Raw genomic sequence first — 20,256 nt, 5'->3', positions numbered from 1 at the left:
ACCGGTAGATTAATTTATAAGGATCAGTTGATTTGTTTAGAAAATGCGTAACTATTGCTTTCTTTTTTTAAATATTTTCAAAAACCTTTAATGTGATTAATTTTTTACTAAATATTGGGTGTGTTGTTGTTTTTTATTTTTTTCACGAATACTTTTGTAGAAACGCTAAAGAAAACAAGCACCTCCATGTGGGTAAATAAAGACAATATAAAACTTAATCACATCGTACCTCAGCTCAACTGGGCTATCACGAAGGTCGTGATTATCGTCGTTGTCATTATTAGCCACCAGTATGGAGGATAGGTAAACGTGCATATAATCACAAAATATAACGCCTTCCTCCGCAAAGAGGAAGGCTTTTTTTTGGACTGTATATTCCTGGTATAATTTCAATTTTATGTATAGCTATTACAACGACAACACTTTTCTTTACATCAACGGTGAGTACACCAAAGCAAATGCTGCTACAACTGACCTGTATGGCCAGTCACTCCACTACGGTTATGCTGTTTTTGAAGGCATCCGCGCCTACAAAACCGCAAACGGCGAAGTGAAAATCTTTAAAGCAAAAGAACACTTCGATCGCCTGAAGCGCTCCTGTGAACTGATCCACATTCCCTACAAATTTGATAACGAAGAGCTGATCGCCGCTTGTTATAAAGTGCTGGAGATGAACAACATGGAAGAAGCGTATATCCGGCCGCTGGTTTTCTGTCCGCCAAATATGACGCTGAAAGCCGCCGCAGAGTCGCATATCCTGATCTGCGCATGGGAATGGGGAGCTTACCTGGGAGAAAAGCTTTTGCGCGTAATGACTTCCTCCTACGAACGACCAAATCCGAAAGCATTTAAAATAGAATCGAAATCGGCCGGTCTTTATGTAAACTCAATACTGGCCTCGCAGGAAGCAAAAGAAAAAGGTTACGATGAAGCGCTGCTGCTGGATATGAATGGTTACGTTGCAGAAGGCCCCGGTGCTAACATCTTCTTTGAAAAAGACGGCAAAATATACACTCCTCCCGCCGGTAACATCCTCCCAGGCATCACCCGCGCCACTGTTATCGAACTTTGCCAGGAACTGAATATCCCACTGGAACAGAAATTATTCACCATCCCAGAGTTAAAAGAAGCCGAAGCAGCATTTTTCTGCGGTACCGCAGCAGAAATCATCGGTATCGACTCCCTGGACGGTCAGCCTTTCAGTAAGCCCTGGGCACAGTCACTCGGAAAATTACTCCAACAGGCTTACAAAGCTAAAGTGCTGGAAAAGTCATTTCAGCGCGAAGCTCAATTAGCATAACCGTTGGCTGTTAGCTGTTAGCATTCGCAAAATGCTAACAGCTAACAGTTAAAACCCTTTGAAGGTTGTAAATCGAAAAACTTACAATCCTTTGCAGTAAAGGGTTTTGAAGTTAAAAGGGCAGATTTGAAGACCGGTAAATTGGAATAAGTTGGTTTGAATTTGACGATGACACCGGGTAATTTGTGGAGAGTTTTTAAAATAGGGTACCTATAAACACCTGTAATCGGGGTAATAACAAAAAGCAATGGAATTAAATAAATACAGCAAGACGATCACGCAAGACCCTACGCAACCAGCTGCGCAGGCACAATTGTATGGAATTGGTTTAACAGAAGAAGATCTGAAAAAAGCACAGGTGGGTATCGTTAGCATGGGCTACGATGGCAACACCTGCAATATGCACCTGAATGATCTGGCGAAAGACGTGAAAAAAGGCGTCTGGGCAAATGATCTGGTCGGACTTATTTTCCATACTATTGGCGTCAGCGATGGTATGAGTAATGGTACGCCGGGGATGCGCTACTCCCTTGTTAGCCGTGATCTGATTGCAGATTCCATTGAAACCGTTGCAGGAGCGCAATATTACGACGCCCTGATCACCGTACCTGGCTGCGATAAGAACATGCCCGGTTCCCTGATGGCTATGGGTCGCCTTAACCGCCCCTCTATCATGGTTTATGGCGGTACCATCGCCCCCGGAAAATATAAAGGCCAGGATCTCAACATCATCTCCGCATTTGAAGCATTAGGTCAGAAAATGGCCGGCAAACTGGATGAAGGCGATTTCAAAGGCATTGTACAGCATTCCTGCCCCGGCGCCGGCGCCTGTGGCGGTATGTACACCGCTAATACCATGTCTTCCGCTATCGAAGCACTCGGTATGAGCCTCCCGTACAGCTCATCCAACCCCGCATTGAGCCAGGACAAAAAGGATGAATGTATCGCTGCTGGTAAATACATCCGCCTGCTCCTTGAAAAAGATATTAAACCGAAGGACATCATGACCAAAGAGGCGTTTGAAAACGCGCTCACCATTATCATGGCCCTGGGTGGCAGCACCAACGCCGTACTGCACTTTATCGCCATTGCAAAGTCAGTAGGCATCTCTATCAGGCTGGAAGATTTTCAGCGCATCAGCGATAAAACACCGTTGATCGCCGACCTGAAACCAAGTGGTAAATACCTCATGGAAGACCTCCACAACATCGGCGGCGTTCCACTGGTAATGAAATATCTCCTGAAAAAAGGCTATCTCCACGGCCACTGTATGACCGTTACCGGTAAAACAATCGCTGAAAACCTGGAAGACGTGGCAGACATAGATTTCAGCACACAGGATATCATTGTGCCGCTGGAAAAACCATTGAAACAAACCGCCCACATCCAGATTCTTTATGGTAACCTCGCTACAGAAGGCTCCGTAGCCAAGATCACCGGCAAGGAAGGCGAACGCTTCAGAGGCCCCGCCCGTGTATTTGACGGCGAATTTGAACTGATCGCAGGTATCACCTCCGGTAAAGTAAAAGAAGGAGATGTGGTCGTCATCCGCCAGGTAGGCCCGAAAGGCGCTCCCGGTATGCCGGAAATGCTGAAACCCACCAGCGCTATCATGGGCGTGGGATTGGGTAAAAGCGTAGCCCTCATCACCGATGGCCGCTTCTCCGGCGGTACCCACGGATTTGTGGTAGGCCATATCACCCCGGAAGCTTTTGAAGGGGGAAATATCGCCCTTGTACAAGACAACGATATCATCGAAATAGACGCAACGAAGAATTTTATCAATGTGGAAATCAGTGACGAGGAACTGGCCGCACGCCGGGCAGCATGGAAACAACCCGCATTGAGAGTGACCAATGGAATCTTATTTAAGTACGCAAAACTTGTAAAAAATGCAACAGAAGGATGTGTTACCGATGAAGCCTGAGATAGCAGATAAACAGTTAGCTGCAAAGCCTGTGATTACAGGTTCCGAAGCTGTGATCCGTTCCCTGATCGAAGAAGGGGTGGACACCATTTTCGGATATCCCGGCGGGGCGATCATGCCTATTTATGATGCCCTTTACGATTTCCAGGATCAGGTCCATCATATACTCGTCCGGCACGAACAGGGTGCCACTCATGCTGCACAAGGTTATGCACGCAGCTCCGGTAAGGTAGGTGTAGCTTTTGCTACGTCCGGTCCGGGCGCCACCAACCTGGTTACAGGTTTGGCGGATGCTTATATGGACAGTACCCCAATGGTATGCGTAACCGGCCAGGTAGCCGCTGCCCTGTTAGGAACCGACGCATTTCAGGAAACAGACGTGATTGGCATTACCATGCCTATCACCAAGTGGAATATACAGGTAACCCGTCCGGAAGATATCCCGGGCGCAATGGCCAAAGCATTTTACATTGCCCGCAGCGGCCGTCCCGGCCCTGTACTGGTGGATATCACCAAAAACGCACAGTTCGGGGAATTTGAATATGAGTACAAGAAATGTGAATATATCCGCAGTTACCGTCCTATTCCTGAATTAAACCAGGATGCAGTAGCAGCAGCAGCAGCACTGATCAACGGTGCAAAGAAGCCATTCATCCTCTGTGGTCATGGCGTACTGTTATCAGGTGCGGAAAAAGAACTGATCGCACTGGCGGAAAAAGCCGCTATCCCGATTGGATCTACCTTACTGGGCTTGTCTGCCGTACCGGTAGATCACCCGCTGTATGTAGGTATGCTGGGAATGCATGGTAACTATGGTCCTAATATGCTCACCGGCGAAGCCGATGTGGTGATCGCAGTGGGTATGCGCTTCGATGACCGCGTAACCGGCGACATAGGCACTTATGTTCCCAACGCGAAAGTTATACACATCGAAATCGATGCAGCAGAGATCAACAAGATCATCAAAGCTGATGTAGCGGTTCACGCAGATGCGAAGCCAGCCCTGGCAGCATTGATCAAACAGGTAAACCCTGCAGAGCATGCCGCCTGGCTGGAAGAATTCCGCGTCGCCGATAAAAAAGAATATGATAAAGTACAGCATGCTGAACTCTATCCGCAGGAAGGTGAACTGAAAATGGCAGAAGTAATCCGCCTGATCTCAGAAAAAACCAAAGGAGAAGCGGTACTGGTAACAGATGTTGGTCAGCATCAGATGGTAGCTTCCCGCTACTACCGCTTCAAAAATCCCAATACCAATGTCACTTCCGGTGGAATGGGTACTATGGGCTTTTCGCTGCCGGCAGCAATGGGCGCCAAAACCGGTACGCCTGAAAAAGAAGTAGTCGCTATTATCGGCGATGGTTGCTTCCAGATGACATTACAGGAACTGGGCACTATCCACCAGTCGCAGATTGGGGTGAAAATAGTGATCCTGAACAATAACTTCCTGGGAATGGTGAGACAATGGCAGCAGCTGTTTTTCGACAGGCGCTATTCCTCCACTGAAATGGTCAATCCCGACTTTGTACAGGTTGCCAAAGGATTTTATATCCCCGGCAAAAAAGTAACAGCAAGGGAAGATATATCCGCCGCTATTGATGAAATGCTGGCGCACAAGGGTGCTTATCTGCTGGAAGTAGTAGTGGAAAAAGAAGATAACGTATTCCCTATGGTGCCTGCAGGCGCTCCTGTTTCCAGCATCAGGCTGGAGTAGCAGCATCCCGGAGGATTCACATTGATCATTTGTAATTCACAACAGGTATATGCAAAAAGAATATACAGTAACGGTATATACGGAAGATCGTATAGGTATAACCAACCGTATCACCATCATATTTACCCGCAGGGGCATCAATATCACCAGCTTAACCACCGCTGAAACAGAAATTCCGGGTGTGTATAAGTTTGTAATAACGGTGATGTCTACACGTGAGAAGCTGGATAAGGTAGTTGGACAGATAGAAAGACTGATTGAAATTCACCGCGCTTTTGTGCATGAAGAAGATGAAGTGGTATACCAGGAGCTGGCGTTGTACAAGATTTCTACCCGGTCGTTACATACAGGTGATATCGAAAGACTGATACGTGAAAACAATGCGCGTATTCTGACGATCACCGCAGATTATTTTGTGATCGAGAAAACAGGTCATCAGCAGGAGCTGACGGATTTCATCAAGAAACTGGAGCCATACGGCCTGATAGAATATACCAAGAGCGGAAGGGTTGCCATTGTAAAATGGAGCCGCCGTTTCCACGAGCACCTGAAAGAATTACACACACAGGAAGCTCCCGGTCTTTAGCCGCGTGCTTTCAGCAAATAACTGGCTGCCGGCCGGCAGCTGACATCTTAATCATTATTCATTCAAATCACACCTCAGCTAATAGCTAACAGCTAGTAGCTAAAAGCTAAAAAAACAACACATGGCAACCATCAATTTTGGAGGGGTACTCGAACAAGTAGTAACCAGAGAAGAATTCCCTATGGAAAAAGCAAGGGAAGTGCTGAAGAACGAAGTGATTGCAGTTATTGGTTATGGCGTACAAGGTCCTGGCCAGGCACTGAACCTGAAAGACAATGGCTTTAATGTTATTGTAGGTCAACGTAAAAATTCCAAAACCTGGGATAAAGCAGTTGCTGATGGCTGGGTTCCTGGTGAAACTTTATTCGATATCGAAGAAGCAGCTCAGAAAGGTACTATTATTCAGTTCCTGCTGTCTGATGCCGGACAGATCACCCTGTGGCCTACTTTAAAGCAACACCTGACTCCTGGTAAAGCACTGTACTTCTCCCACGGTTTCGGTATTACCTATAAAGACCAAACCGGTATTATTCCTCCTGCTGATGTAGACGTAATCCTGGTAGCTCCAAAAGGTTCCGGTACTTCACTGCGCCGCCTGTTCCTGGCTGGTCAGGGTCTGAACTCCAGCTACGCTATTTTCCAGGACGCTACCGGCCGCGCTAAAGAACGCGTAGTAGCACTGGGTATCGGCGTTGGTTCCGGTTACCTGTTTGAAACAGATTTCAAAAAAGAAGTTTTCTCCGATCTTACCGGTGAACGCGGCTCTCTCATGGGTTGTATCCAGGGTATCTTCGCTGCTCAATACGAAACACTGCGTAAGAATGGTCACTCACCTTCTGAAGCTTTCAACGAAACAGTAGAAGAACTCACTCAGTCACTGATGCCACTGGTAGCAGAAAACGGTATGGACTGGATGTATGCAAACTGCTCTACTACTGCTCAGCGCGGTGCGCTCGACTGGTGGAAGAAGTTCAAAACTGCTACCCAGCCTGTATTTGATGAACTGTATGCCAGCGTTGCTGCAGGTAAAGAAGCTGCCCGTTCTATCGCTTCCAACAGCACTCCGGACTACCGCGAGAAACTGAACGAAGAACTGAAAGAACTCCGCGAAAGCGAAATGTGGCAGGCAGGTGCGGCTGTACGTAAGCTGCGTCCTAACAACGCGTAATAGCTAATATTATACATTACAATGGCAAAGCATTTTCGAATTATTGAAATTATTGGCGCTCGTATTTAGTACGGAAGAACACATCTTTCCAATACTGAATACAGGTTCCATGATTTCGATAATCCCGAAAATGCTTTGCCATTTGTATTAATTACATTTTATGTCTGAAGTAATGAGTAGTGTCAATTCCCTGAATATCCTGGACGCGGCAGTGAAACTGAAACCAATCGTCACCCGCACTCCGCTGATGTATAGCGCCAATCTTTCCCGGCGTTATAACTGCGACGTATATCTGAAAAGAGAGGATATGCAGATTGTACGCTCTTATAAATTGCGCGGCGCCTATAACCTGATCAGTAGCCTGCCCGCTGAACTGCTGGCCAAAGGCGTTACCTGCGCCAGCGCCGGTAATCACGCCCAGGGCTTCGCCTATGCGTGTAAAGCCATGAATATAAAAGGCGTGGTGTTTATGCCTGTGATCACACCAAAACAAAAAGTTAACCAGGTAAATATGTTCGGCGGCGATCACATAGAAATCCGCCTCGTAGGGGACACCTTCGACGATTGCTCCGCGGAAGCCCAGGCTTTTACAAAAGCAAACAGCATGACCTTTATCCCTCCTTTCGACAACCCGAAAATAATTGAAGGACAAGGCACGGTGGCAGTGGAAATACTGGAAGATCAGTCCGCTATCGATTTTCTTTTTGTACCCGTTGGCGGCGGCGGACTTGCTGCCGGTCTCGGCACCTATTTTAAAACTTACAGCCCCAATACCCGCATCATCGGCGTGGAACCGGAAGGGGCGCCCTCCATGCTCCGCGCACTGGAAAACGGCCGCCCCGTTACCCTGGATGAAATAGAACGCTTTGTGGATGGCGCCGCTGTTAAAAGAGTAGGTACCCTCAACTACGAAATCTGTAAAGATGTGCTGGATAAAATGCACCTGGTACCGGAAGGAAAAGTGTGTTCCACCATCCTCCGGTTATATAATGAAGATGCTATTGTGGTAGAACCCGCGGGCGCCTTGTCCATCGCAGCGCTGGACGACCATGCAGCCGAAATCAAAGGGAAAAAAGTAGTATGCATTATCAGCGGTAGCAATAACGATATCGACCGCATGCAGGAAATAAAGGAACGTTCACTCCTGTATGAAGGATTGAAACACTATTTTATTGTACGCTTTGCGCAACGCCCAGGAGCCCTGAAACAATTTGTGAATGATATACTCGGTCCGGATGATGATATCACCCGGTTTGAATATATCCAGAAACATAATAAGGAAATAGGCCCCGCACTGGTAGGGGTGGAACTGAGGCACCGCGAAGACTACGATACACTGATTGCCAATTGTCAGAAATATAATTTCCAGATCACCGAGCTGAATAAAGATGACAGCCTGTTCGGCTATCTCGTATAAAAATCAGGCGCGTCCATTAAAGGACGCGCTATTTTTTTTGTGATGCTACCACCGGAAGATCCAGTAATTCACATTTGTGCAGATCTTCCTATACTGGCCGGGACGGGGGTAAATAAAATCCGGCTAACTTATTTTAAACTCGCAATGTCAATTACAAACCGGTACTTCACATCGCCTTTCAGCATCCGCTCGTAAGCGGTATTGATATCCTTGATATTAATTACTTCCACATCACTGGTAATATTATGCTCCGCACAGTAATCCAGCATTTCCTGCGTTTCACGGATACCGCCGATCAGTGACCCGGCAATGCTCCTGCGTCCCATGATCAGGCTGAAAGCTGGTACCACGGAAGGTTCCGGGGGCACGCCCAGGCAAATCATCACACCATCCAGGTTCAGCAGGTTCAGGTAAGTAGTGTAATTATGCGGGGCAGAAATAGTATTGATGATAAAATCGAACTTATTGTAGAGTTGCTTTGCCTGCGCTTTATCTGTCATCAGCGCAAAATGATGGGCTCCCAGCCGGCGGGCATCCGCTTCTTTGGAAGGGGAAGTGCTCAGCATGGTTACCTCAGCGCCCATAGAGGCGGCGAGCTTTACCGCCATGTGACCAAGACCACCCAAACCCACTACTGCTACTTTATGGCCTTTGCCTACTTTCCAGTGGCGAAGCGGGGAATAAGTGGTAATGCCGGCGCATAACAGCGGTGCTACGCCGTCGAGCGGTAATTTATCAGAAACTTTCAGCGTATATTTTTCATCTGTTACAATATGGGTGGAATATCCGCCATAAGTATGCGTTTTTCTGTCCATTTCGTAACCATTGTAAGTACTGGCGCCACCGGTTACACAATATTGCTCCTCGCCGGATTTACACGGATCACACTCCCGGCATGAATCCACAAAACAGCCTATCCCGGCGAGATCGCCCACCTTGAATTTGGTGACATGATCGCCCACTTTGGTGATACGCCCCACTATTTCATGGCCCGGAACCATCGGGTAAATGGAATTGCCCCACTCATTCCGCACCTGGTGTATATCCGAATGGCATACCCCGCAGTAAAGGATTTCGATCTGTACATCATGCGGACCTGGCTCTCTGCGCTCAAAATTCCAGGGACCCAATGGCGATGCAGCATCCTGCACAGCATAAGCTTTTGTTGCAATCATGGTGTATAATTTTAGTCCCCGAAGCTACATAATTTGTACTATCCGGATATCCATTGGTTTTAAACGGCTCTTTTTACTGTTTTTTCAATAACTTATACAGTAATAAACGGATCGCCTGTTTTTATTTTTGGTGTAAAATTAATAAGATCATGGAGCTTAACTTAAAAGGAAAGGTAGCCATCGTTACCGGCGGTAGTAAAGGTATAGGCAAAGGTATCGCAGCATCTTTACTGCAGGAAGGCGCTACAGTAGTGATCACCGCCCGCAATGCGGATGAACTGGAAGATACGGCCGCCATGTTCCGCCTGCAGGGACTGGATGTGCTGGCGGTAGTAGCAGATATGACGAAAGAAGCGGACCTGCAGCGGCTGGTCAACACTACGGTGCAGCAGCTGGGCCACATCAATATCCTCGTAAACAACGCCGGCGGCATTGATGCCTTCGGACCACTGGATACTATCAGTATGAATCAGTGGCGCCAGGTGTTTGAAGTCAATTTCTTCGGTCTGGTAGCGCTCACCCAGCTGGTAATACCTCATATGAAAAAGCAGGGTGGCGGCAGGATCATCAACATTTCCTCCGAAAATGCGGAACAGCCGGATCCCAACATGGGGCATTACAATGCTACAAAAGCCGCGTTGAACAACTATTCCAAAACGCTGTCGCAGAACTACGGGAAAGACAATATCCTGGTAAACACTGTTTCACCGGCATTTATCAAAACACCTTTGGTAGATGAAATGCTGGAAGGCATCTCAAAAGAAAAAAATATTTCCATCGCCGAAGCTGCCCGGGAATTCCTGAAACAAAACCGTCCCTACCAGGTATTGGGCCGCCCCGGTACCCCGGAGGAAACCGGCAGCATAGTGGCCTTCCTGGCATCTGATCACGCCTCTTTCATCACAGGCGCGGTTTTCCGGGTAGATGGCGGATCTGTAGGCACTGTATAACTAATAAGTAAGTATGTTAAGTTTCTGGGAGAAGGAAAGCCTGCTGCAATACGATTATATCATTATCGGCAGCGGTATCGTTGGTTTGTCGGCCGCCATCAGCCTGAAAGAAAGAGCGCCGGGCAGCCGGGTACTGGTGCTGGAAAGAGACGTTCTACCCACCGGGGCCAGTACCAAAAACGCCGGCTTTGCCTGCATCGGCAGCCTCACCGAAATATTGACTGATCTGCAAACGATGTCCGTGGAAGCGGTGAAGAACCTGGTAAATCTGCGGCTGCAGGGCCTGCGCCTGTTGCGCAGCCGCCTCGGCGACGCCACTATCGGCTACGGGGAAAACGGCAGCCATGAACTGATAGGTCCCCGCGAAGAATGGGCGCTGCACCAGCTCCCGGAAGTAAATCACATCCTGGGTGAACTCTTCAACGGGAAACCCGCATTCACCCTGGCAAACGACCAGCTGCCTGTTTTCGGCTTTGCCCCCGGTCATGTGAAAGCACTCATCCGCAATAATTTTGAAGGAGAATTGCATACCGGTAAAATGATGCGCGCACTCATCGACACGGCTATATTAAAAGGAGTAGAAATTAAAACCGGCTGCACCGTAAAAACAATAGATGATTTTCATACAGGTGTAAACGTTATAGTGCCGCATCATACCCTGGAGGAAGATATTACTTTCTCCGCCCGAAAAGCGCTCATCTGTACCAATGCCTTTACCCGCCGGCTGCTCCCGGAGGAAGATGTAGTGCCCGGCAGGGGACAGGTGCTTATCACCACACCGGTAAAAAACCTGCCCTTTAAAGGCGTTTTCCACATGGAAGAAGGATATTACTATTTCAGGGAACTGGAGGGAAGAGTGCTGCTGGGCGGCGGCCGTCAGCTTGATTTTGCCGGGGAAACTTCTACTAACTTCCGGTTTAACGACCGGATCCAGCACGAGCTGGAAGTATTGTTACATAACGTAATACTCCCGGGCCGTGAAGTGGCGGTGGCCGACAGGTGGACCGGCATCATGGCTTTTGGTAGAACAAAGCAACCTATCGTAAAGGCACATACGAAAAATGTGATCATGGGTGTGCGAATGGGAGGCATGGGCGTTGCCATCGGTTCTGTAATCGGGGATAACATCGCCGTAATGGCACTGGAATCCTGAAAGCAACCCGCTACGGGCAGGCATCGGCCCAAAATGTTTTTTCCCGCTAAAGCGGAAAAACTTGCTTCCCGGTTTTCTGTGTTTTATATTTATTTTTTATTTCCACGCTATCAGGCATTCAGTTGACAATTCCCACCCCCATAAAGGAAAGGAAATCAATCAGGAAGGTATTTTTATTGCGTTCACAGGTACCTTTTGTGAAAGTAAAGGGTATCAATTGTTTCTTTTTAGATAAAAGCACTATGACAAGTAATTTAAATGTATAGTTTTAACACCCGGTAAACCGCGGCAGCCCTCGCGTTTTTTATTTTCACGTAAAAAAAACAATTGTAAGCGTATTTTTTACATTTATTATGTATATTGATCCGCTAAATTTTTTATAACCACGTTTGAACGTTATGCAAACAAAATCCTTACACATCTTTGATTACCTGGTATTCCTGGTATATTTTTTAATAGTGGCTGGCTATGGTTACTATATCTATCAGAAAAAGAAGAAGGCCACAACGGATTCCAAAGACTTTTTCCTGGCAGAAGGTTCCCTGACCTGGTGGGCTATCGGCGCATCTCTCATTGCTTCTAATATTTCTGCAGAGCAGTTTATCGGGATGTCCGGAAACGGATTCAGCATGGGGCTGGCCATTTCAACCTACGAATGGATGGCGGCTGCGACGCTCATCGTGGTAGCGGTGTTTTTCCTGCCTATTTACCTGAAAAATAAGATCTATACCATGCCCCAGTTCCTGGAACGCAGGTATAATCAAACGGTAAGTACCATCATGGCCGTTTTCTGGCTGTTGTTGTATGTGGTGGTGAATCTTACTTCTATCCTTTACCTCGGCGCCCTCGCCGTTTCCACTATCTCCGGTATTAACTTCTATGTGTGTATGGTGGCACTGGCTTTCTTCGCCATCCTCATTACGCTGGGAGGGATGAAGGTGATCGGCTACACCGATGTGATACAGGTGTTTTTCCTCATCCTCGGCGGATTAGCCACTACTTACCTGGCATTACAGCTGGTGTCTGAACATTTTGGTGAGAAAGGCGTATTAAAAGGCTTCTCCCTGATGACACAGCATGCCAGCGATCATTTCCATATGATCCTTCATAAAGAGAATCCCAAATACCTCGATCTGCCTGGTCTGAGCGTGCTGATAGGTGGTATGTGGATCGTAAACCTGAACTACTGGGGATGTAACCAGTATATTACACAGCGTGCACTTGGTGCGGATCTGAAAACTGCCCGCCAGGGATTACTGTTTGCCGGCTTCCTGAAACTCCTGATGCCGGTGATCGTAGTATTACCGGGTATTGCGGCTTATGTACTGTATGCCCAGAACCACGGCGATTTCGCACAATCCATGATGAAAGGTGGTTCCCTGAATCCGGATAATGCTTACCCCGTATTGCTCAACCTCCTGCCTTCGGGGCTAAAAGGACTGGCATTTGCTGCGTTAACAGCCGCGGTGGTGGCTTCCCTGGCAGGTAAGGCCAACAGTATTTCCACCATTTATTCCCTGGATATTTATAAGAAGATATATAACAAAGATGCCGACGAAAAGAAGATCGTAGGCGTAGGCCGTGCCGTGGTAGTTATTACGATGATCATTGCCATCGTGATTTCCAACTTCCTCGGTATCGATAAAAAAGGTGGTTTCCAGTTTATCCAGGAATATACCGGCTTTGTTTCTCCCGGTGTATTTGCCATGTTTGCCCTCGGATTTTTCTGGAAACGGACAACCTCCAGCGCAGCCATGTTTGCGATGATAGGTGGCTTGCTGCTTTCCTTCTTCCTGAAGTTTATGCCGGCATGGGTGAACCTGGAGCCATTGCAGCAATTTGGCTTTGCCGCATTGAACCCGGACAGCGGATTATACGAAATGGCCTTCATTGATCGTATGGGACTGGTGTTTGTAGTGTGTGTGGTGGGTATGATCATTATCACGTTGTCGGATAAACGCAGTGTGAACAATCCGAAAGGATTGGCTATCGACGCCAGCATGTTTAAACCCAACCTGGGCTTTACCGTGGGCGCCTTACTGATTGTAGGTATCCTTATTGCCCTGTATACCGTATTCTGGTAATAGGAACATTTTATTATTTTGGTATCCGGATATTTTAGGACATTTTCCTGTCATAAAATATCCGGTCCTTTTTCAGATTGTTAATTTTTCGCGTTATGTACTTTATAGGATACGATATTGGGTCATCATCTATCAAAGCAGCATTGCTGAATGCTGATACCGGCGTTTGCGTGGCCACTGCCACCTGCCCCGAAAAAGAGATGATTATTGATGTACCACATCCCGACTGGGCAGAGCAGGACCCCGAAAGCTGGTGGAAGGAAATTATTCATGCTACAGAAATACTGCTGAACAGGTATACTGTTGATCCGGCACAGATCAAAGGAATAGGTATTGCGTACCAGATGCACGGATTGGTGTGTGTAGACAAGCAACAACAGGTGCTGCGCCCGGCTATTATCTGGTGCGACAGCCGCGCTGTTAACACCGGCAATGCGGCCTTTAAAGCCCTCGGGGAACAATATTGCCTTGAGCACCTGCTTAATTCTCCCGGTAACTTCACCGCCTCAAAGCTCCGCTGGATCCAGGAAAATGAACCGCATATTTATGAACGCATTCATAAAGTAATGCTGCCGGGCGATTTTATTGCGATGAAATTAACCGGTGAAGCCTGCACCACCATCTCCGGTTTATCAGAAGGCACCTTCTGGGACTTTGAAGAAAATACTGTTTCCAAAGCATTACTGAAATATTATAATATAGATGAACAACTGCTGTCTGCCATCGTACCTACGTTCGGTATCCAGGGCCAGCTCACTGCGGCAGCAGCTGCTACATTGAAGCTGGCGCCCGGCACACCGGTTACCTATCGCGCCGGCGATCAGCCCAACAACGCTTTCTCGCTCAATGTGCTGCAACCCGGAGAAGCCGCCACCACAGCGGGTACATCGGGCGTAGTATATGCCGTACATGATAAAAACAGTTTCGATCAGCAGAGCCGTGTCAATACATTTGTGCACGTGAATAACGACCACGCCCATACGAGAAATGGCGTGCTCATGTGTCTCAATGGTACCGGCATTGCCAACAGCTGGCTCAAAAACCTGGTAGGGGATATTACCTATCCCGAAATGAATACCCTGGCACAGCAGGCGCCGGTAGGCGCTAAAGGCCTGCAGGTATTTCCTTTTGGCAACGGTGCGGAACGCATCCTGGAAAACAGGAGTCTGGGCGCCACCCTCCGCAACCTGGAGTTCAACCGCCACAGCCGCGCACACATCATGCGCGCCGTACAGGAAGGCATTGTATTTGGCCTTAACTATGGAATGGATATCATGGCGGAAATGGACCTCAGCATTCACCGCGTAAGAGCCGGGCATGCCAACATGTTCCTCAGCCCCCTGTTCCGGGAAGCCTTTGCCAATACAGCCAATGTAGTGATAGAATTATATAATACAGATGGTGCACAGGGCGCCGCCCGCGGCGCAGCAATAGGAGCTGGCTATGTTAGCACTGCAGACGCTTTCCGTGGTATGGAATGCCTCGCAGTAATAGAGCCGGATACCGCTCTTCAATCACAATACCGTGATGTTTACGGCAACTGGTTGAACGGGCTCCGTACCCTGATGCACTAACGGAAACATATAGGTTGATCCAGCATTTTAAAAACCACATTAGTTATGAGTATTACATTAGGAAACAACGAGTATTTCAAAGGGATTGGTAAAATACAGTTCGAAGGACCACAGTCAGACAACCCGCTGGCTTACAAATGGTATGATGAAAACCGCCTCATCGGGGGGAAATCCATGAAAGAACTGTTCCGTTTTGCAGTGTCTTACTGGCATACCTTCTGCGGAACAGGCGGTGATCCCTTTGGCCCGGGTACCAAACAATTCCCGTGGCTCACTTCTCCGGACGCCAATCAGAGCGCTAAAGACAAGATGGACGCAGCTTTTGAGTTCATCACCAAAATGGGGCTTCCTTACTACTGCTTCCATGATATAGATCTGGTAGATGAAGGCGCGAACATCGCAGAATATGAAAGCCGTATACAACAGATCGTTGCCTACGCCAAACAAAAGCAACAGGCCAGCGGCGTGAAATTATTATGGGGCACAGCCAACGTATTCAGCAACCCGCGCTACATGAACGGCGCTGCTACCAACCCTGATTTCGCCGTATTGGCCTATGCAGGTACCCAGGTGAAAAATTCACTGGATGCCACCATCGCACTGGGCGGCGAAAACTATGTATTCTGGGGCGGCCGCGAAGGGTACATGACCTTGCTCAACACCAATATGAAACGCGAACAGGAACACCTGGGCCGTTTCCTGGGTATGGCCCGCGATTACGCACGGGCGCAGGGTTTCAAAGGTACCTTCTTTATAGAGCCTAAACCCTGCGAACCTACCAAACACCAGTACGATTACGATGCCGCCACGGTGATCGGCTTCCTGCGCCAGTTTGGCCTCGACAAAGATTTCAAACTGAACCTCGAAGTAAACCACGCTACATTGGCAGGTCATACCTTCCAGCATGAACTGCAGGTAGCCGTAGATGCAGGGATGCTGGGCAGCATTGACGCTAACCGCGGAGATGCACAAAATGGCTGGGATACTGATCAGTTTCCCACCAATCTCAACGACCTCATTGAAAGCATGCTCGTAATCCTCGATGCTGGCGGATTTGCCGGCGGCGGTGTAAACTTCGACGCAAAAACCCGTCGTAACTCCACCGACCTGGAAGATATCTTCCACGCACACATCGGTGGTATCGATACTTTCGCAAGAGCAGCGATCGTTGCGGAAAAAGTACTGACTGCCACGCCATATAAAAAGTTCCGCCAGGACCGGTATGCTTCTTTCGACAGTGGTAAAGGACAGGAATTTGAAGCAGGTAAACTTACACTGGAAGACCTTCGCAATTTTGCAGTGGCAAACGGAGAGCCCAAACAAACCAGCGGCAAACAGGAATGGCTGGAAAACCTGATCAACGCAAGCATTTAAGATACTATTTTGGGATTTTGCCCTGGCATTATGCAGTAACAACAAACAGCTGTTATCAAATAACACCAAAGTAAAATCCCAAAATGTTTTATTTTTTCTTCCAAAATAATGAACAATGAAATTTAGCATCCATTCTTTTCAAGAGGCAGGATTTGATATCATTGCGCTCCAGGATCTCGAAACAGGAACACAGGTAGAAATAATTCCTTCTTACGGCGCACTGCTGCATGCTTTCAAAGTAAAGCACGCAACAGGAAATCTGAACCTGATAGATAGTTATACAGATATCGCCGACCTGGAAGCAAATCTGCGCACCAGCTTTAAAAGCGTAAAACTGAGTCCCTACGCATGCCGCATGAAGGATGCGCAATATACCTGGGAAGGCAAGCCCTACGCCATTCAAAAAACATTGGCGCCCGGAAATGCCATCCACGGCTTATTATACGATGCGCCCTTTATGGTAACCGCGCAACAGGCAGATGATCAGCAGGCATCGGTAACTCTTACCCATCATTTCAAACAAACGGATGATGCAGGGTATCCTTTTGCGTACGACTGTATTGCTACCTTTACCTTGCGCGCCGGTAATGAGTTGCAGCTGAATACCACCCTCGTAAACCAAAGTGGCGTTACCATCCCCGTGATGGATGGCTGGCATCCATACTTCAGCACCGGTACCCCGGTAGATGAACTGATGCTCACCTTTGCTTCAAAAGAAATAGTGGAGTTTAACGAAAAACTGCTCCCTACCGGAAAGGTATTGCCATATACCGAATTTGTTGAAGGGAGGTTGCTCAAAGGCGTGGAGCTTGATAATTCCTTTGTGCTGGATCTCACAAAGCCACAACCGCTTGCCACGATCCACGATCCGAAGAAAAATATCAACATTGCCTTCTACCCGGAAAATAGCTACCCCATCCTGCAGATATATATTCCGCCGCACCGTACCAGCATCGCCGTAGAAAATCTCAGCGGCGCCCCGGATGCCTTTAACAACGGGCTCGGACTGGTTCAGCTGGCTGCCGGCGAAAGCCGTGTTTTCAGTACCCGCATCCAGGTGTCTTTATAGAATAACCAGGTGACGGCAAATTCTTTAGCAACCTGAAATTTTAAATATACAGATCCTTCCGCCCCGGGGTGGAAGGATTTTGTTTTTAAAACACCGTGGCATTTTCATTAATTTGTATTTCATTAGGATAGATGAACAATGTCTATACTGATCTGTTTGTAAAGAATTGGAAGAGATTTAGCTGTAAAAATTATTATATTCTATATGAAGGGTTTCATACGCATCATAGCACTAGGCTGTATACTCAGTATGGCATTTGCTCCAAAGGCACAGGCACAGGTAACCGTTACCGGGATGATTTCAGACAGCAACAAGCTGGTGCTGCCTTATGCCACAATCAGCAATCTCAACTCCGGGAAAAGGTCGCTTTCTGACCAGGGAGGGTATTACAAAATATCTGCCTCCCGCAACGACCGGCTCCTGGTTACTTTTGTAGGGTACAAGCCGGATACAATCATCGTTACCCAAAGTTCCGGCACCCAAAATATCAATGTGGTGATGGAATCTGCCGGGAAATTCCTGAAAGGAGTGGAAATCACCTCTCAGTATACCCCTTACCAGGTAGATTCGATGGATAGACGTAACCAGTATGGCTATATCCTTGATAATCCGAATAAGCCCCTGGCAGGCGGCAGTACCCCTGAAGGCGCTGGTATTGTGTTTAGTCCCATTACCCGTTTCTCCAAAAAAGAAAAACAAAAACGGCAGTTTAAAGAGAATTACGAGAAGATGGAAAAGGAAAAGTACATCGACTCCCGCTTTACGCCGGTACTGGTAAGCCGGGTAACCGGGCTTAAAGGCGACTCACTCCAATTATTTATGCGGGACAATTATCCTGATTATAATACCATGCGGACGATCAATAACAACGATCTGCTGTACTGGATCACTGATAAATACAAAGCCTGGTTGAAGAAATAACCAGGCAGGGCATAAAAAAAGCGCGGGATAACATATCCTGCGCTTTTTTACTTTAATGGGTGTTGGCTCAATTATACACCTTCACCATATATACAAAGTCTTCCAGTTTCTTAATCTGATCTACCCGGTTCATTCCTTCCAGGCGGCTCTTCTGGTTCCAATCCTTACGGGTTTGTTTATCTTTCGGCATTTCGTCCAGCAGGTGTTTGAGGTGGGCAGATTTTACCGCAAAGGCAATACCATCGGAGGTAGTTTGTTTGCCGGTTACTATTCCCACTACATCTCCTTTGCTGTCGAGTAGCGGAGCGCCGCTGTTACCGGGGTTTACCGGGATAGATACCTGGTAGGCCGTAGTATCTCCGTTAAAACCTGTTTTGGCGCTGATATAACCTTTGCCATAAACAATTTCATCGCGGGGGAAGCCCATTGTGAATACTTCTTCGCCCAGTTTTACGCTCTGTGGTTTCAAAGCATAGGGCAAGGGTTGATTTTTAAAAGAAGAATCTGCAATCTTCAGTACAGCCAGATCGCTGGAAATATCTTCAAATATGCTGATGGCTTTAAAAGCTTCTCCTTTATTATTCTGAACATATACAGAGTCAGCGCCGGCTACTACATGATAGTTGGTAACGATGTAGCCATTACCGGATACCGCGAAACCGGTACCACCATAAGTGCCTGGGTTTAACGGCGCCCTGCTTTTGCTGTTCATATCGCTGATGATAGCATTCTGGGAACGTTGAATATTATTCAGTACCCTTCTTACATCTTCGTATTGCGCAGTGGATTTATTTTTGGAAACATTCTGTATTACCGCGATGGTAGACAGGGAGGTAACCAGTGCTATACAGGCGGCGGCAGCCAGGTTGGTAATGGTTCTGCGACGGATGGTTAATCTTCTTGCAGTCTGATTTTCTTCCTGTGCCTGTTTGCGGAGGCTCGGCATATCCAGTTGCTGATGTATCTGGTTGAGCTTAGCCTGTAATTGTTGGCGTTTTCCGTAATTGTCCAGGTGTTGCAGGAACAGTTGGTGTTCTTCTACCTGCTTATTAACTAACGGGTTGGTATGACGTAAAGTTTCGAAAGCAGTTTTTTCCTGTTCGCTCATTTCCCCTTCCAGGTAACGCTCAATTTCACGTAATAAGATCATGTCTTCTTTCATGGCTGCTTTCTGCTTATAGTGGTGTTTTGTATTGATCAAAAAATAACTTCTTCAAACGCATCAGGCACTTGTACTTCTGGTTCTTGGCATTTTCCGCATTGGTGTATCCGAACTTTTCCGCTATTTCCTGCATAGATTTTTTATGCAGATAATAATCTTCCAGGATGGTTTGGCAGGGTTGACCAATACTGCTCAACGCCCCTTCCATGATCCTGAATTCCTGATCCCTTGCATCATGCTCTTCCAGTTCTTCTGCAGCAGGAATCACTTCTTCCAGCTCAGGCGTTAAAGCATATAATCCGTAGGTACGGTGAACTTTTTTAAGCCACAGATGGCGGCAAACTGAATAAAGAAAGGTTTTTAGCCTGCTGCTTAAAGTAAAATCACTGGTTTGTACCTTTTCATATAATACTATAATAGCCTCCTGGAACACATCTTTTGCGTCGTCTTCCGAGCCATTATGCTGAAGGATCATTCGTAATACCACCGGAAAGTTCTCAGAATAGATGATTTCCAATGATTTATCCTCGCCTTTTGCCAGTCCCAGCAATAATTCCCGATCTCTTGTTATGTCTTGATTTTGCTTCACTCTTAATACAGTTATTAGGCATTTGGTAACCCAAAGTAGCGAAAAAAAATATTTTTAAAAGTTTGGGTTACCTTTTAGGTAATCCCGGTATAA

Annotated in this window: 16 protein-coding genes; 13 read left to right on the top strand and 3 right to left on the bottom strand. The window is 47.3% G+C overall.

All coding sequences use genetic code 11. The annotated features are described in order from the left end of the window. Positions 1 to 397 precede the first annotated feature (397 nt). The 6 genes from ACMXI2_RS22245 to ilvA all read left to right on the top strand — a co-directional run bounded on the left by ACMXI2_RS22245 (position 398) and on the right by ilvA (position 8,112). Positions 398 to 1,300, top strand: a complete 903-nt coding sequence (locus ACMXI2_RS22245; protein WP_483778259.1) for a branched-chain amino acid transaminase — start codon at positions 398 to 400, stop codon at positions 1,298 to 1,300. Between the two features lie 247 nt (positions 1,301 to 1,547). Continuing rightward, a complete protein-coding gene (gene ilvD, locus ACMXI2_RS22240; RefSeq protein WP_483778258.1) occupies positions 1,548 to 3,227 on the top strand; it encodes a dihydroxy-acid dehydratase in 1,680 nt (559 codons plus the stop codon). Beyond that, a complete protein-coding gene (gene ilvB / locus ACMXI2_RS22235; protein ID WP_483778257.1) occupies positions 3,193 to 4,941 on the top strand; it encodes a biosynthetic-type acetolactate synthase large subunit in 1,749 nt (582 codons plus the stop codon). The genes ilvD and ilvB overlap by 35 nt, the downstream gene beginning before the upstream one ends. A gap of 49 nt (positions 4,942 to 4,990) precedes the next feature. Next, on the top strand, positions 4,991 to 5,527 hold the full coding sequence (ilvN, locus tag ACMXI2_RS22230; protein ID WP_079470487.1) for an acetolactate synthase small subunit: 537 nt from the start codon (positions 4,991 to 4,993) through the stop codon (positions 5,525 to 5,527). A 121-nt stretch (positions 5,528 to 5,648) separates the two neighbouring features. Beyond that, positions 5,649 to 6,695, top strand: a complete 1,047-nt coding sequence (ilvC, locus tag ACMXI2_RS22225; RefSeq protein WP_483778256.1) for a ketol-acid reductoisomerase — start codon at positions 5,649 to 5,651, stop codon at positions 6,693 to 6,695. A gap of 160 nt (positions 6,696 to 6,855) precedes the next feature. Next, positions 6,856 to 8,112 carry a threonine ammonia-lyase IlvA gene (ilvA, locus tag ACMXI2_RS22220; RefSeq protein ID WP_483778255.1) on the top strand — a complete coding sequence of 419 codons (1,257 nt, stop codon included), beginning with the start codon at positions 6,856 to 6,858 and terminating at the stop codon, positions 8,110 to 8,112. A gap of 128 nt (positions 8,113 to 8,240) precedes the next feature. Here the strand turns inward: ilvA and ACMXI2_RS22215 are convergent, their stop codons facing one another. Further along, positions 8,241 to 9,287 carry an NAD(P)-dependent alcohol dehydrogenase gene (locus tag ACMXI2_RS22215; RefSeq protein WP_483778254.1) on the bottom strand — a complete coding sequence of 349 codons (1,047 nt, stop codon included), beginning with the start codon at positions 9,285 to 9,287 and terminating at the stop codon, positions 8,241 to 8,243. A 149-nt stretch (positions 9,288 to 9,436) separates the two neighbouring features. Here ACMXI2_RS22215 and ACMXI2_RS22210 point away from each other — a divergent pair, with 149 nt between their 5' ends. The 7 genes from ACMXI2_RS22210 to ACMXI2_RS22180 all read left to right on the top strand — a co-directional run bounded on the left by ACMXI2_RS22210 (position 9,437) and on the right by ACMXI2_RS22180 (position 18,412). After that, a complete protein-coding gene (locus ACMXI2_RS22210; RefSeq protein WP_483778253.1) occupies positions 9,437 to 10,237 on the top strand; it encodes an SDR family NAD(P)-dependent oxidoreductase in 801 nt (266 codons plus the stop codon). A gap of 13 nt (positions 10,238 to 10,250) precedes the next feature. Further along, positions 10,251 to 11,390 carry an NAD(P)/FAD-dependent oxidoreductase gene (locus ACMXI2_RS22205; protein ID WP_483778252.1) on the top strand — a complete coding sequence of 380 codons (1,140 nt, stop codon included), beginning with the start codon at positions 10,251 to 10,253 and terminating at the stop codon, positions 11,388 to 11,390. A 398-nt stretch (positions 11,391 to 11,788) separates the two neighbouring features. Continuing rightward, positions 11,789 to 13,474: a sodium/sugar symporter gene (locus ACMXI2_RS22200; protein ID WP_483778251.1), complete on the top strand. Its 1,686-nt coding sequence runs from the start codon at positions 11,789 to 11,791 to the stop codon at positions 13,472 to 13,474. Positions 13,475 to 13,569: 95 nt separating this feature from the next. Continuing rightward, positions 13,570 to 15,048 (top strand): xylulokinase, encoded by a 1,479-nt coding sequence (locus ACMXI2_RS22195; RefSeq protein WP_483778250.1) that lies wholly within the window; start codon positions 13,570 to 13,572, stop codon positions 15,046 to 15,048. Between the two features lie 45 nt (positions 15,049 to 15,093). Next, positions 15,094 to 16,422, top strand: coding sequence for a xylose isomerase (gene xylA / locus ACMXI2_RS22190; RefSeq protein WP_483778249.1), 1,329 nt, complete (start codon positions 15,094 to 15,096; stop codon positions 16,420 to 16,422). A 115-nt stretch (positions 16,423 to 16,537) separates the two neighbouring features. Continuing rightward, positions 16,538 to 17,491 carry an aldose epimerase family protein gene (locus ACMXI2_RS22185; protein ID WP_483778248.1) on the top strand — a complete coding sequence of 318 codons (954 nt, stop codon included), beginning with the start codon at positions 16,538 to 16,540 and terminating at the stop codon, positions 17,489 to 17,491. Between the two features lie 204 nt (positions 17,492 to 17,695). Continuing rightward, on the top strand, positions 17,696 to 18,412 hold the full coding sequence (locus ACMXI2_RS22180; protein ID WP_483778247.1) for a carboxypeptidase-like regulatory domain-containing protein: 717 nt from the start codon (positions 17,696 to 17,698) through the stop codon (positions 18,410 to 18,412). Between the two features lie 67 nt (positions 18,413 to 18,479). Here ACMXI2_RS22180 and ACMXI2_RS22175 read toward each other — a convergent pair whose 3' ends face one another. Next, entirely contained in the window at positions 18,480 to 19,613 is a 1,134-nt protein-coding gene (locus tag ACMXI2_RS22175; protein ID WP_483778246.1) for a S1C family serine protease, read from the bottom strand. Continuing rightward, complete coding sequence (locus tag ACMXI2_RS22170) at positions 19,588 to 20,163, bottom strand: RNA polymerase sigma factor (protein ID WP_483778244.1); 576 nt, start codon at positions 20,161 to 20,163, stop codon at positions 19,588 to 19,590. Before ACMXI2_RS22170 ends, ACMXI2_RS22175 begins: the two co-directional genes overlap by 26 nt. Between the last annotated feature and the right edge of the window lie 93 nt (positions 20,164 to 20,256).

The organism is Chitinophaga sp. G7 BAM 1005 (assembly GCF_057126945.1).
This window is presented reverse-complemented; position numbering and strand designations above follow the sequence as displayed.